General features: G+C 51.0%; 14 protein-coding genes. 11 read left to right on the top strand and 3 right to left on the bottom strand.

Going from position 1 to position 13,210, the window contains the following annotated elements; all coding sequences use genetic code 11:
• Nucleotides 1–308 precede the first annotated feature (308 nt).
• The 3 genes from Q0499_RS18880 to Q0499_RS18870 form a co-directional block, all read right to left on the bottom strand.
• Nucleotides 309–509: a hypothetical protein gene (locus Q0499_RS18880; protein WP_299202815.1), complete on the bottom strand. Its 201-nt coding sequence runs from the start codon at nucleotides 507–509 to the stop codon at nucleotides 309–311.
• 354 nt (nucleotides 510–863) lie between these two features.
• Nucleotides 864–1,484 carry a 16S rRNA (guanine(966)-N(2))-methyltransferase RsmD gene (gene rsmD / locus Q0499_RS18875; protein WP_299202812.1) on the bottom strand — a complete coding sequence of 207 codons (621 nt, stop codon included), beginning with the start codon at nucleotides 1,482–1,484 and terminating at the stop codon, nucleotides 864–866.
• 31 nt (nucleotides 1,485–1,515) lie between these two features.
• On the bottom strand, nucleotides 1,516–2,766 hold the full coding sequence (locus Q0499_RS18870; RefSeq protein WP_299202809.1) for a hypothetical protein: 1,251 nt from the start codon (nucleotides 2,764–2,766) through the stop codon (nucleotides 1,516–1,518).
• Between the two features lie 164 nt (nucleotides 2,767–2,930).
• Here Q0499_RS18870 and ftsY point away from each other — a divergent pair, with 164 nt between their 5' ends.
• From ftsY to cofD, 11 genes are all read left to right on the top strand, one after another.
• On the top strand, nucleotides 2,931–4,220 hold the full coding sequence (gene ftsY, locus Q0499_RS18865) for a signal recognition particle-docking protein FtsY (RefSeq protein WP_299202806.1): 1,290 nt from the start codon (nucleotides 2,931–2,933) through the stop codon (nucleotides 4,218–4,220).
• Nucleotides 4,221–4,304: 84 nt separating this feature from the next.
• Complete coding sequence (gene ftsE, locus Q0499_RS18860) at nucleotides 4,305–4,967, top strand: cell division ATP-binding protein FtsE (protein ID WP_299202803.1); 663 nt, start codon at nucleotides 4,305–4,307, stop codon at nucleotides 4,965–4,967.
• Nucleotides 4,957–5,976, top strand: coding sequence for a permease-like cell division protein FtsX (gene ftsX / locus Q0499_RS18855; RefSeq protein WP_299202800.1), 1,020 nt, complete (start codon nucleotides 4,957–4,959; stop codon nucleotides 5,974–5,976). The genes ftsE and ftsX overlap by 11 nt, the downstream gene beginning before the upstream one ends.
• 289 nt (nucleotides 5,977–6,265) lie before the next feature.
• Nucleotides 6,266–7,123, top strand: a complete 858-nt coding sequence (gene rpoH, locus Q0499_RS18850) for an RNA polymerase sigma factor RpoH (protein WP_299202797.1) — start codon at nucleotides 6,266–6,268, stop codon at nucleotides 7,121–7,123.
• 121 nt (nucleotides 7,124–7,244) lie between these two features.
• A complete protein-coding gene (locus Q0499_RS18845; protein ID WP_299202794.1) occupies nucleotides 7,245–7,625 on the top strand; it encodes a DUF423 domain-containing protein in 381 nt (126 codons plus the stop codon).
• A gap of 16 nt (nucleotides 7,626–7,641) precedes the next feature.
• A complete protein-coding gene (gene thiS, locus Q0499_RS18840; protein WP_299202791.1) occupies nucleotides 7,642–7,842 on the top strand; it encodes a sulfur carrier protein ThiS in 201 nt (66 codons plus the stop codon).
• 59 nt (nucleotides 7,843–7,901) lie between these two features.
• On the top strand, nucleotides 7,902–8,699 hold the full coding sequence (locus tag Q0499_RS18835; RefSeq protein WP_299202788.1) for a thiazole synthase: 798 nt from the start codon (nucleotides 7,902–7,904) through the stop codon (nucleotides 8,697–8,699).
• A gap of 105 nt (nucleotides 8,700–8,804) precedes the next feature.
• Nucleotides 8,805–9,539 (top strand): tRNA (guanosine(46)-N7)-methyltransferase TrmB, encoded by a 735-nt coding sequence (gene trmB, locus Q0499_RS18830; protein WP_299202785.1) that lies wholly within the window; start codon nucleotides 8,805–8,807, stop codon nucleotides 9,537–9,539.
• A 90-nt stretch (nucleotides 9,540–9,629) separates the two neighbouring features.
• Complete coding sequence (locus Q0499_RS18825; protein ID WP_299202782.1) at nucleotides 9,630–10,283, top strand: TetR family transcriptional regulator C-terminal domain-containing protein; 654 nt, start codon at nucleotides 9,630–9,632, stop codon at nucleotides 10,281–10,283.
• A gap of 639 nt (nucleotides 10,284–10,922) precedes the next feature.
• Entirely contained in the window at nucleotides 10,923–12,191 is a 1,269-nt protein-coding gene (gene cofH, locus Q0499_RS18820; RefSeq protein WP_299202777.1) for a 5-amino-6-(D-ribitylamino)uracil--L-tyrosine 4-hydroxyphenyl transferase CofH, read from the top strand.
• A complete protein-coding gene (gene cofD / locus Q0499_RS18815; RefSeq protein WP_299202774.1) occupies nucleotides 12,188–13,204 on the top strand; it encodes a 2-phospho-L-lactate transferase in 1,017 nt (338 codons plus the stop codon). Before cofH ends, cofD begins: the two co-directional genes overlap by 4 nt.
• The last annotated feature ends 6 nt before the right edge of the window (nucleotides 13,205–13,210 follow it).

The following is a 13,210-nucleotide window of genomic DNA, read 5'->3' as shown; positions in this document are numbered from 1 at the left end:
CGTGCTGATCTTTATAAACCAAAATAACGCCAAAAATTCATATGCTTCATTGGACTTTAGAGGTGTGCCTCTTCTGAGTTAAATTGATTCTAAAAGTACCCATCGAGTTGAAGATGTATCGATAATTACTGTTACTCTCAGTCAACTTCAGCAAACGACAGTTCAGCCTGAGAGTTGTTTCAGGTCATCTTTCGACATAAATAACTCGGGAGGCCAGCTCCTGCAATACCAAGTTAAAAATGGTTGGCTTCGCTTCGCTCAAGTTTAGCCAACCATTCTCACTCCTAGTTTATTGACTTGTATGTTGTTTAACTTCCATTTATACAGAACCTAATACATTGGGGGTCTACTGTCACAACTTTCCCATCATCCAGCTCTACTATTGCCTTTTCTGCGATATAAGATTGATTTGCTTCATCGTAGTATTGGATAGGTGCATACTTAATAAAAGTACCTTTTTTACTTACTCCATACTCTTCGATCTGACATTTACGTTTTTCTTCAGACATTTAGTATTTATCCATTTAGTAAAAATATAACAATTTATTATTCAGACACATCTTAAAAGGTGTATCGCAGAAGTCATAAGTATCGCGAATGTGTGACTAAATATGCGAAGGCTCCCAGAGAGGAAATAGGATCAATGGTATTCATCCTGAATATCCGCCTGAACTGTCTTAAGTGCCTAGCCGAGCTACATAGGCTAATCAAAATCACAGACTACGATACGGGTACTCCCATTACCCATCGAATTTCACTTTATCCTAATAGCCCAATAATGGCCACAACAGCTGTTTTTCTGTGCTTTTTCTAGCAAGGAAACGAAGTTTCCGTCTAACTACTAGCAGCCGCGTAGCGGCGATCTAGCTACTCGCTCCTGCTCTTTGATAAAGCCGATAAGTCACCTGTCCGGCGGTTTTTTCCCGATACAGTTCCCAGTTATCCGGCACCATCGGATTGGTTAGCTCTTTTTCGGTTTCCAGGTAGATCATGGCGTTGTCTGCGAGCATGCTTTTCTGTTCCAGCAGCAGGCAGCACTGCTCGGCGAGTTCTTGGCGGAAGGGCGGGTCGATAAACACAACATCGAACTGAACTTCGAGGTCGCTGCTGCGTTTTTCCAGCCAGTCGAGTGCGGAACCGGTGATCAGTTCTGCAGACTGGGTTTTCAGATCCTGAATGTTTTGCCGTAGCTGACGTATTACCATTGAGGAGTTGTCGATCATGGTGACATGCGCAGCGCCGCGGGAGAGGGCTTCGAAGCCGAGTGCGCCGCTGCCGCTGAACAGGTCGAGGCAGCGTCCGCCGGGGATGTACAGTGCCAGCCAGTTGAACAGGGTTTCCCTGACCCGGTCGGGGGTGGGTCTGAGACCTTCAACTTCCGGAAAGTTCAGCTTACGGCCACGCCATTCGCCGCCAATAATGCGCAGCTGCTGATTTCCTGAACTGATTTTTTGAGAGCTTCGCTCTGGACGGCGTCTGGCCATGTTGATTCCTTAATGTCGAACTCGGTGTCTGTCAGTAGGCGGGCAGGGTTATTTGATAACGGCCCGAACTGCTGAGCAGGTTGCTGATCTTTTGCCGAACCTGTTGGTTGTCGGCCTGTTTGAGGCTGGCGTTAAAGCTGTTCAGGTAGTCGGTCGGTAGTTGATAGAAGGCGATGGTATCCAGCAGGCCCAACTGATTTTCGGTCTGCTCCATCTGTGTATCGAAACTGGTCTGCAGCGCGGTGCGGGTGTTGTCGATCAGCTCATCGCTGAGCTGCGCCTGCAGTGAATCCAGCAGTTGTGTCAGATCGGTCCCGGCGTTGATCTGCGAACCCTGCAGGATCATAGCGAGATAGCCCTGGGTGTCCAGTGATTTCCAGATTAGTCGTGACGTTGCCAGACCCTGCTGTTGCATCAGTTGTTGCAGTGTTCTGACCGCTAGCAGTTCGGTGGCGAAGTTTTCCTGCTGGCGGCCCGGCAGGGCAACGCCCCAGAGTATGTAAGTCTGGTTGTTCTGCGGAGGCAGTCGCTGAGGCTCGGGTGCCAGCGCTACAGTTGCGCTGAGCGTGCTGTCGGGTGCTGCGCTTAGCAACGGATTCAGTGATTCAGCCAGAGACTCAGATAAGTGCTCTGCGTCTGGCCCCTGGAGTGTCAGGGTGATCGCTGCCGGGCGGGTGCTGTTGTGATAAAAGTCGCTGAAGCGCTGTAGAGGGTGGATCGATACCGGACCGCTTATCTGGTTAGTGAAATGATTCAGCAGGCGGCTCTCGGGGTCTTTCAGGTTGAGATACTGTTCGGCTTCCAGCAGTTCCCAGCGCTTTTCCAGGTCGCGGTCGGGCTGGTAACGGCCGAGTTGCTGTAGCAGCGTCGCTGCGATCTCGCCGATTGCAGCATGTTCTTCGCTGTGACTTGCGGGCAGGGTTAAGGCGATGGTTATGTGGTCTGCTGAGGCCTCAGAGGTTAGCGCGGCTTCGAGTCGGCTGAACAGTGGCTGGTCGGACAGGCCTGCCAGTTGCTGCTGCACCTGTTGCAATAACAGTTTTTGCAGTAGTTGCTGGTCACCATTGATTGCAGCACCAGTGCGCAGAAGAAACCTGAGCTGCAGGTAGGGGGCTTTATCCTGACTAACGTAGTACAGCGGATGCTCTGGCAACTTCTTTATACTGATGAAGTCAGTGGAGCTGTTCTGACCTGCGGTCAGTAACACAATTACAATGGCGACGATCCAGGCAATAACCTTCAGATAGGTTCGGTTGAATAGTGGCGATTTGGCTTCCGACATCAGTTGTTCCTGGTCATTTTATGGCCTGTTTTCAGTGCCCCAGCCGGACTTTACTATGGTAAGATAAGCGGCCTAAATGAAACATACAGGACGACTCGCAATTGGAACAGGGATCCCCCTGTTTTTTTGCACCTTCAGCGCCTGACATCGGACAGTAATCAAGCATGTTTAAGAAGCTTAAATCAATTTTTAGTTCTGAGAAAGATGAGTCTCAGAAAGACCACCCGGAGTCTGCTGACACGCAGGACGAAGTCTCTGAACCCTCGCCCGCTGAATCGCCAGAGGCTGATGCAGCAGTTGTTGACGCGCCTGTTGTCGAAAAACAGGAGACGGAGACTGTTACAGCGGTGGCAGATGACCGCGCTATCGAGGGGTCTGCATCGGTAGCGGTTGAAAATGAGGTCACTGACACTGTTGTTGAGCCGGAGTCGGAGCCCGAAATTGAGGTCGTCGTCGAAGCTGGCGCTGGAAATACCCAACTGACAGTGTCTGAAGTGACAGATGAGTCTCCGGCGACCACCCCAGAGCCTGAACAGAAAACCGGATTCTTTGGCCGCATCAAAGCGGGTCTGAGCCGCACCAAGGCAAACCTGACCGAAGGGCTGGGGGATCTGTTTCTGGGGGCCAAGCAGATCGATGATGAACTGCTGGAAGAGATCGAAACCCAGTTGTTGATGGCTGATGTGGGGGTTGAGGCGACCACCGAGATTATCGGCAAACTCACCGAGCGGGTAAAACGCAAGCAGCTGGCCGATGCCGATGCGCTGTATACCGCGTTGAAGGCTGAGCTGGCGTCACTGCTCGAAACGGTCGAAAAACCGATCGACTTCAGTCAGGCGAAAGGGCCGTTTGTATTGTTGATGGTGGGTGTCAACGGCGTGGGTAAAACCACCACTATCGGTAAACTGGCGAAGAAATATCAGGCCGAAGGCAAGTCTGTCATGCTCGCCGCCGGTGATACCTTCCGCGCCGCGGCGGTTGAACAGCTGCAGGTGTGGGGTGATCGCAATAACGTGCCGGTGGTGGCGCAGCATACCGGGGCTGATTCAGCATCGGTGCTCTATGATGCACTGCAATCGGCGCAGGCCAAGAATATTGATGTGTTGATCGCCGATACCGCCGGTCGTCTGCAGAACAAAGACAACCTTATGCAGGAACTGGAAAAAGTGGTTCGGGTGATGAAGAAGCTCGACCCGGATGCTCCCCATGAGGTGATGCTGGTGCTGGATGCCGGTACCGGTCAGAACGCTATGAGTCAGGCGCGGCTGTTTAAAGAAGCGGTTGGTGTCAGTGGTCTCAGTCTGACGAAGCTGGACGGCACGGCAAAAGGCGGTATTATCTTTGCCATCGCTAAACAGCTGGATCTGCCGATCCGCTATATCGGTGTTGGCGAGCAGGTGGATGACCTGCGGCCCTTTAAAGCGAAGGAGTTTGTCACCGCCCTGTTTGACTGATATTGCTGATGTCAGACGTTTTTCTTGAAGGTCGGTTGAATAACCGCTAATAACTTTTCGAAGTCTCTCTAAGGTAAGCTGCCGGTGATTAGTTTCGACAATGTAACTAAGCGTTACCCCAATGGTTATGACGCCCTGAGTCAGGTGAATTTCAGCCTTGATCAGGGCGAAATGGCGTTTCTGACCGGCCATTCGGGTGCTGGGAAGAGTACTTTGCTGAAACTGCTGATGCTGATGGAACGTCCCTCTAATGGTCGCGTACTGGTGGGTGATCAGGATCTTGCCCGTCTTGGTAACAACCAGATTCCCTATCATCGTCGCCGGGTCGGTGTGGTGTTCCAGAATCATCAGCTGCTATTTGACCGTTCGGTGTTTGACAATATCGTACTGCCCCTGCGTATCTGTGGCTTTGATCCCGCTGATGCGGCCCGTCGGGCGCGTGCGGCGCTGGACAAGGTGGGGCTGCTGAGTAAAGAGAAGCTGAACCCGGTGGTACTGTCCGGCGGTGAACAGCAACGGGTGGGCATTGCACGGGCGATTGTACATAAGCCGCAACTATTACTGGCGGATGAGCCCACCGGCAACCTGGACCCTAAGTTGTCAGAAGAGGTGATGAGGTTGTTTCAGCAATTTAATCAGGTTGGCACGACGGTGCTGATAGCGAGTCACGATCTGGGATTGATTGCGCGGATGCCCCATCGGGTGATCGCGCTTAACCAGGGCAGGTTGGTCAGTGATGGAAAATAATCAGCGCGGCAAAGGGGCTGTCCGGGTCGAGCCCACGACCAAACGGGATGCCAAGGTTCACCGGGGTGCCGAGCATCATCAGCTAAACGTCGCCGACCGGGGCCGCAGCTATCTGCGTCACCATGTTGAAGTCGCCCGGCTGTCCTATTACTCGCTGCTGTCACAACCACTGACAACCTTTATGACCCTGGCGGTACTGGCAATCGCCCTGGCGTTGCCGGGCTCCCTCTATACCGGGTTGAAAAATCTGCAGCAGTTGGGTAGCGGCTGGGATGGTGACCCCCGGGTTGCCTTGTATCTGAAGCTGAGCGTGACGGATGCTGAGGCTGAGACCCTGAGTCGTGAATTACTATTACGGGAAGATGTAGCCGCAACCGAGCTGATAACGGCCAAACAGGGGATGCTGGAGTTTAAAGCGATGTCCGGGTTTGGCGATGTGTTCAGCTTTCTCGATAGCAACCCGCTGCCCGCCGTGGTGATGGTGATGCCCCGAGATTTGTCCGTCGCTTCGGTGCCGTTGTTGCAGGCGAAGCTGCAGGCGTTGCCGCAGGTCGATGAGGCGATCGTTGATATGGCCTGGGTACAGCGGCTGGCGGCGTTTGTGGTATTGGCGGAACGGGCGGTGTGGGTGTTGACCGCACTGTTTGTTATGGCGGTGTTGCTGGTGGTTGGCAATACCATCCGCTTGTCGATAGAGAGCCGCCGTGAGGAGATCGTGATTGCTAAACTGGTGGGTGCAACCGATGCCTATGTGCGTCGTCCCTTTCTCTATGACGGCATCTGGTTTGGCGTTGCCGGAGGGGTGTTTGCCTGGTTGCTGATTCAGCTGAGTCTGCTGCTTCTGGACGGCCCTGTCGGAGCGTTAGTCAGTCTTTACGATAGTCAGTTTGAACTGGCCGGGCTGGGGTTTGTTGAAACAATACTGTTACTTGTGATCAGTATAGTGTTGGGGCTTTGCGGCGCATGGCTGGCGGTGGGACGACATCTGCGGCAGATCCAGCCACAGTAGTTATCCGTATAGTGTTTACGGACGATAGCTCTGTAGTGAATGTAAATATAGGTAAAGTGGCTCAACAGTAGTGCTTGCCATCTGCTAATGTTGCCGTTATCTTTATTGGTTCGCTAAACTTGGGTAGTAAAAGCTTAGGTAGTAAAAGCAGTCAGTGAAAATAACACTGTTGTGAGTGTCATTGAGGCTAAGAATAGCGGTTTATATAGTCGGAACTAATCTGGCAAAAGGGTGTCATAGCTGTAACTTATATCGACACCCTTTAATGAATAAGTAATGAGGTTGAGAAATGGGCAAAAGCCTGCGAGTCATTGAAGTATTATCTCCCGGTCAGAATCTGGAGGCATATATACGTCAGGTGACTGCGATTCCTGTTCTCACAGTAGAAGAGGAACGCGGACTGGCAGAACGTCTGTACTTCGAGAACGATCTTGAAGCGGCGCGTCAGTTGGTATTATCTCATATGCGTTTTGTCGTCCATGTGGCTAAGTCCTATTCCGGTTATGGCCTGTCCCAGGCAGACCTGATTCAGGAAGGCAACGTTGGACTGATGAAAGCGGTTAAGCGCTTTGACCCTACCATGGGGGTTCGCCTGGTGTCCTTTGCGGTGCACTGGATTAAGGCGGAGATGCATGAATTTATTCTGCGTAACTGGCGTATTGTTAAGGTGGCGACCACCAAAGCTCAGCGTAAGCTGTTCTTCAACCTGCGCAGCAAGAAGAAAAACCTCGGTTGGCTGACCAACGCTGAAGTCACCGCGATGGCGACCGATCTGGGCGTGGACGAACATGTTGTCCGGGAGATGGAAGGCCGGATGAGCAGCACCGATATGGCGTTTGATGCGCCTGTGGGTGACGATGATGAGCGGGCTTACCAGTCTCCGGCTTACTTCCTCGAAGATCACAGTCAGGACCCTGCCAGTCAGCTGGAAGATTCTAACTGGGAAGCTGATTCCAATCAGCGTCTGGGTGAGGCGATGGAGCAACTGGATGAGCGTAGTCGCGATATCCTGGTACAGCGTTGGCTGGGTGAAGAGAAAGCCACTCTGCATGAACTGGCTGCTCGTTATGAAGTCTCCGCAGAGCGGATTCGTCAGCTGGAAAAGAACGCCATGAAGAAGATTAAAACGGCCATGCTCGAAGCCTGATCACTCAGGTATCGGTTATGCCGGTTATCAAGCCGCCCTCTGCTGAGCGCGGCTTTTTTATTGCTTATCGCCACCGCCAAGCTTTGTTAGAATAGCCACCTCAAATGTTTCGGAAACTGTTATGTCTGCCCGATTTGTCATTTTTTGCACCGCCCTGAGTGGCTTTATTACGGTAGCCCTCGGCGCATTTGCGTCACATATGCTCAGAGCGCGGCTAAGTGAGCGTTTATACGAGGTACTGCAAACCGGCATTCAGTATCAGATGTTTCATACCCTGGCGCTGTTCGGCGTCGGCTTACTGATGCTGCGCCAGTCCGACAGAGGTTTACGTCAGACCGCCGTGTTGTTTATGGCGGGTATGGTTTTTTTCAGCGGCAGCCTCTATGTGCTGGCGCTAACAGGTCAGCACTGGCTGGGTGCGGTCACCCCGGTGGGTGGCGTGCTGTTTCTTGCGGGCTGGTTAAATCTTGGCCGGGTCTCTTTCCGGCAGTTAAGTGAATAAAAGTGGATCAATCTCAATGCTGATACAGGTAAATGGTGACACTCTGGAGATTCAGGAAAATACCTCTGTCGCCGGTCTGATCGAAACGATGCAACTGGGTGAGCGGCGGGTGGCGGTGGAACTGAATCTGGAGATCGTCCCCCGCAGTCGGCATGCCGAAACAGTGCTGCAGGAAGGCGACCGACTGGAAGTGGTTCATGCGATTGGCGGCGGCTGAATAGTCAGCGCTGATGCGTGTTTGAGCGAATATTACAGAATTTAACTGGATAGAGAATAATGTCTGAACAACTGAACGATCCTTTGATTATTGCAGGCCGCAGCTTTCAGTCCCGTCTGTTAATTGGTACCGGTAAATATCGTGATCTGGAACAGACTCGCCTGGCGATTGAAGCCAGCGGCGCTGAGATTGTTACGGTGGCGGTACGGCGCACCAACATCGGCCAGAACCCGGATGAGCCGAACCTGCTGGACGTTATCTCCCCGGACAAATACACCATTCTGCCCAATACTGCGGGCTGCTTTAATGCCGAAGATGCGGTGCGTACCTGTATGCTGGCCCGCGAACTGATGGATGGTCATGATCTGGTAAAACTGGAAGTGCTGGGCGATCAGAAAACTCTCTACCCGAACGTGGTACAAACCATCAAAGCGGCCGATATTCTGGTGCGCGATGGTTTCAAAGTGATGGTTTATACCAGCGACGACCCGATTGTAGCCAAGGAGCTGGAAGCGATTGGTTGTGTCTCTATTATGCCGCTGGGATCGATGATCGGTTCCGGTCTGGGTATTCTGAATCCGCATAATATCAATGTGATTATGGAAGACTGTAAAGTACCAGTGCTGGTGGATGCCGGTGTAGGTACCGCTTCAGAAGCGGCGGTAGCGATGGAGATGGGCTGTGAGGCGGTACTGATGAACTCTGCCATTGCCGGTGCCCGTAACCCGATTCTGATGGCTTCGGCGATGCGCAAAGCGGTTGAGGCGGGTCGTGAAGCTTACCTTGCTGGACGGATGCCACGGAAGAAATATGCCAGCGCTTCCTCGCCGATGGAAGGTACTATTGTCGGTAAATAATTGATTTAACGATGAGATCGTCGCAAGGCGGTCTGATTAGATGAAAGATTTCAGCAGCCTGATCCGTTGATCAGGCTGCTTTGTTTTAAGTGAGAAGCCAGACCGATGTCAGAAGAGAACAAAACTGAACAGCAGACCCCGGAGCAATCAACCGGGGAAAAGTACATGCGCACCGTGAAAAGCTTTGTGCTGCGCGCCGGACGGATGACCGAAGGCCAGCAGAAAGCGATGGAGACCCAGTGGCCAGTGATGGGGCTGGAGCCAGGTGTGGGTATGCTGGACCTGGCTGAGGTGTTTGGTCGCGAAGCTCCGGTGGTGCTGGAGATCGGTTTCGGCATGGGTGACTCGCTGATCGAGATGGCCAAGGCCCAGCCGGAGAACAACTACATCGGTATCGAGGTACATCGCCCGGGTGTTGGCCGTCTGCTGAGTAACGCTGAAAAAGAGGGCCTGACCAATATCCGGGTGTTCTGTCATGATGCAATTGAGGTGCTGGCCAACTGTATCCCCGATGGCAGCCTGAGCACACTGCAACTGTTCTTTCCCGATCCCTGGCATAAGAAAAAGCATCATAAGCGACGTATTGTTCAGCCCGAATTCGCTGAAACCATCCGTAAGAAGCTCAACGTCGGCGGCATATTCCATATGGCCACCGACTGGGAAAACTATGCGGAACATATGATGGAAGTGATGTCCGCTGCGCCCGGTTATAACAACGTCGCCGGTGAAGGTCAGTATTCACCTCAGCCAGAATGGCGCCCGGTAACCAAGTTCCAGAAGCGCGGTGAACGTCTCGGCCATGGTGTCTGGGACCTGATGTTTGAGCGGACCGCTGATTGATTCTACGTTTTGTGTAGAGATCGCTGGTCGATTCGGTCATTACCGCATGGTAAAATAGCCACTGGTTTTTATATCGGGTATTCATTCATCATGCCGAATTCATCGGAAGAAGTCGTTATTGACAAACCTCGTCGCCGCTCCCGTATTCGGGAGGGGCATGAGAATAAAATTCTCAGCGTGGCAGAGCATCTTTTCTCTCAGAATGGTTTTAACGGAACTGCGCTTGAAACGATTGCTGAAAAAGCGGGAATGTCTAAGCAAAATCTGATCTATTACTTTTCTTCTAAAGAGGTTCTCTATCAACAGGTTCTGAAAAATATTCTCGATATGTGGGTCGAGAAGATGGCTTTGCTGGATCAACTCGGAGAGAACCCGAAGCAGATGTTGCGTAATTATATACGCGGCAAAGTTGAGTTATCCCGCAGTAATCCGAATGCTTCAAAGGTTTTCGCGATAGAGATTATTAATGGGGCGCCCTACCTGAAGGAATATCTCAAATCACACCTGACCCCGGCATTGGATGCAGATGTAAAACTGGTTAAAGAGTGGATTGCCGACGGGATAATGGATGATGTCGATCCATACCATCTTTTTTTCATGATATGGTCGTCTACCCAAACCTATGCGGACTTCTCATCTCAGATAAGCATCTCTCTGGGAAAAGAAAAACTGCAGGACGATGATTTTGATAATGCCACCGAGTTTTTAACACATCTGGTAATCAAAGGGCTTGGTATGAAGTAAGTAAGCTCTTGCATTAGTATCAACGAAAAACAGGAACCAGATAATACCCGTAACCGGGTTTTATCTGGTTTTTTTATATCTGGTAGATAGCCCCTCTTCATTTTACTCTGCCTTTTTAAGTCCCCGATTATTGCTGCTGTCTATCAATTTGTCTGTCTGGAAATTGAGTTTGGTTACTCATTAGTGTTGTCTTCAATGTCCGATGAAATCAAATTTTGGCCGGATTTTAATAGCTTAACTTATTTAATTTCAATGACTTATCTTTATTTCGGATAGGGTGTAAATATCTTCGAATAAACTCTTGACCATATGGTAAATATTAGTCTAGTATTATTTTACCGTTTGGTAAAAAGTTTGTGGATGCAGGCCTATACCGAGAATAAGAATAAACACGGAGAAATGGGACTGATGAATATTGAAGTTATTTTGAGTCATCAGCAGCTGCTATGTAAGACAGCTTTTTCCTCAGTCCGCTCGTGTCGATGTGTCATCGAGCAAGGACCTTTTGCCATCGTTTTGTCTATTGTGAAGTCTTATTCCCGGACGGTTCGTTCAGTGTCGGCAGTTCAACATTGCCCACACAAAATGAACACCACGTCTTTTCTTAGGTGCCATTGAATTTAAGTTAAGGAAAGGAATATGAACGCTCCCAGTATTTTAAGTTTGAATCATTGCGTAGCTGATGAGCCTAGTCTGAGCGCTCTGTTAGATGGTATTGACGTGAGCATCCGCACTATATTGACCTCCGTGATAGAGGGCGCTGAGTTATCAGAGGCTGATGCAGTGACCCTGTTCGGTACGACGGGTGCCGAGCTTGATGCGCTTATTTCGACTGCAGACTTCATTCGTCAGAAGGCGGTTGGCAATCAGGCCAGTTTTGTTATTACCCGCAATATTAACTTTACCAATGTCTGCTATATGGGCTGCAAGTTCTGCGGTTTTGCGAAACGCAAAGATGAATCGACTGCCGAGTTGCTCAGTTTTGAACAGGTTGCAGATCGGGCGGAAGAGGCCTGGAACCGCGGCGCTACCGAAGTCTGTATTCAGGGGGGCTTGCATCCTGATATTGATGGCAGCCATTACCGAGAGATTCTGAAGGCGATCAAAAACCGTATTCCGGGTATGCATATCCACGCCTTTTCTCCCTTTGAAATCTGGTTTGGTGCATTGAAAAGTAAGGTTTCAGTGGCTGAGTTTATTCAGGATCTTATTGATCATGGTCTGGGCTCCATGCCCGGCACTGCGGCTGAGATTCTGGATGTTGAGATTCGTCAGCAGTTAACCCGGGATAAGCTGACCACCGAGCAGTGGGTAGAGATTATCACCACGGCTCATCAGCTGGGGTTACCTACCACCGCCACGATTATGTATGGCCATATCGATGGCCCGGAACACTGGGCATCCCACATCGGCAAGATCAGAGCGATTCAGAAGCAGACCGGTGGTTTTACCGAGTTTGTGCCGCTGGGCTTTGTGCATTACGAATCCCCGCTCTACATGAATATTCCCAATGTCCGGCCTGGCCCCACGCCAGAAGAAAATCTGCAAATGCATGCGGTTGCCCGTCTGATGCTGAATGGCTGGGTTGATAACATCCAGGCCTCCTGGGTCAAGCTGGGGCCTGAGTATGCTCAACAGATGTTGCAGGCCGGCGCCAATGATCTCGGAGGTACGCTGATGAACGAAAGTATCTCCCGGGCCGCAGGGGGTAAGAACGAACAGGAAATTGTGCCTGAAGATATGATCCGCATGATCAGTGCTGCGGGGCGCGATCCTGTTCGTCGCAACACCCTTTATGGCGTTGTTGAAGAGTATGAGCGAGACAACGGCAATCGCTCACTGATTCACAGAGATTCTACTGTTGAACTGATTGCGACCTCGGCTGATGCCGTAAGGATAGCGTCATGAATAAGCCCTTGAATATTGTGTTGCTGAGCGGCGGTGTCGGTGGTGCCAAAATGGCGGAAGGCTTTGCCTTCAGCCAGCATGCAGAGATGTTCAGTGTGATTGGTAATGTTGCCGATGATCAGGCGTTTCATGGTCTCTGGGTTTCGCCGGATATTGATACCCTGACTTACACCCTGGCTGAAGAGATCGATACGGATAAGGGGTGGGGTTTAAAAGCCGAGACTAACCAGGTTCTGGAGCAGTTGAAAAAACTGGGATCTGATACCTGGATGTATCTCGGCGACAAAGACTTCGCCACCCATATCTTTCGTACAGAGCTGCGCAAACAGGGGGTGCGGCCCAGTGAGATCGCCGCCAGGATCGCTCGCTCATATGGTGTGAAAACGCCGATTATCCTGCCCACAGACAGCTGTATTCAGAATAAAGTGATGACTCACAGTGGTTGGATCGATTTTCAGGATTACTTCGTAAAGTATGCCTGTCTCCCTGAAATTCTGGATTTCAAAATAGACGGTATCAACGAAGCGACAGCTACGCCTGAGTCACTGAGAGCGATTGCTGAAGCCGACCTGATAGTGATTGCCCCCAGTAATCCGATTGTCAGTATTAAACCGATTCTGTCCATTCCGGGTATGACCGAAGCGCTGTTAAGTTCTACTGCATTTAAGGTTGCCGTCTCTCCTCTGATTAATGGTGAAACCGTCAAAGGGCCTGCTGATCATATGATGAAAGTAGCCGGTTATCGCAGCGACGTGTTGGGTGTTGCCGATGTCTATAACGGCCTGATTGATGCGCTGGTGATCGATCAGCAGGATCGCAATGCTGTTTCTGAACTGTCCGCTAGCGTGGAGCATGTGTTGGCCACCGACACCCTGATGTTTAACCGGCAAAACAAGATCAGGCTGGCAGAAACCCTGGTGCATGTTTACCAGGCTGCTAAGTCAAAAAAGAGGTTTTCACCGCCAGTGTCATCCCATATGTCCAGCGATTCTGGCCAACAGATCGCAGTGTAGCGGAGG

Origin of the sequence: uncultured Amphritea sp., assembly GCF_937127095.1 — a bacterium.
In the GTDB taxonomy this organism is placed as follows: Bacteria; Pseudomonadota; Gammaproteobacteria; order Pseudomonadales; family Balneatricaceae; genus Amphritea.
Note: the sequence above shows the minus strand (reverse complement) of the source record. Positions and strands in the feature narration are given on the sequence as shown.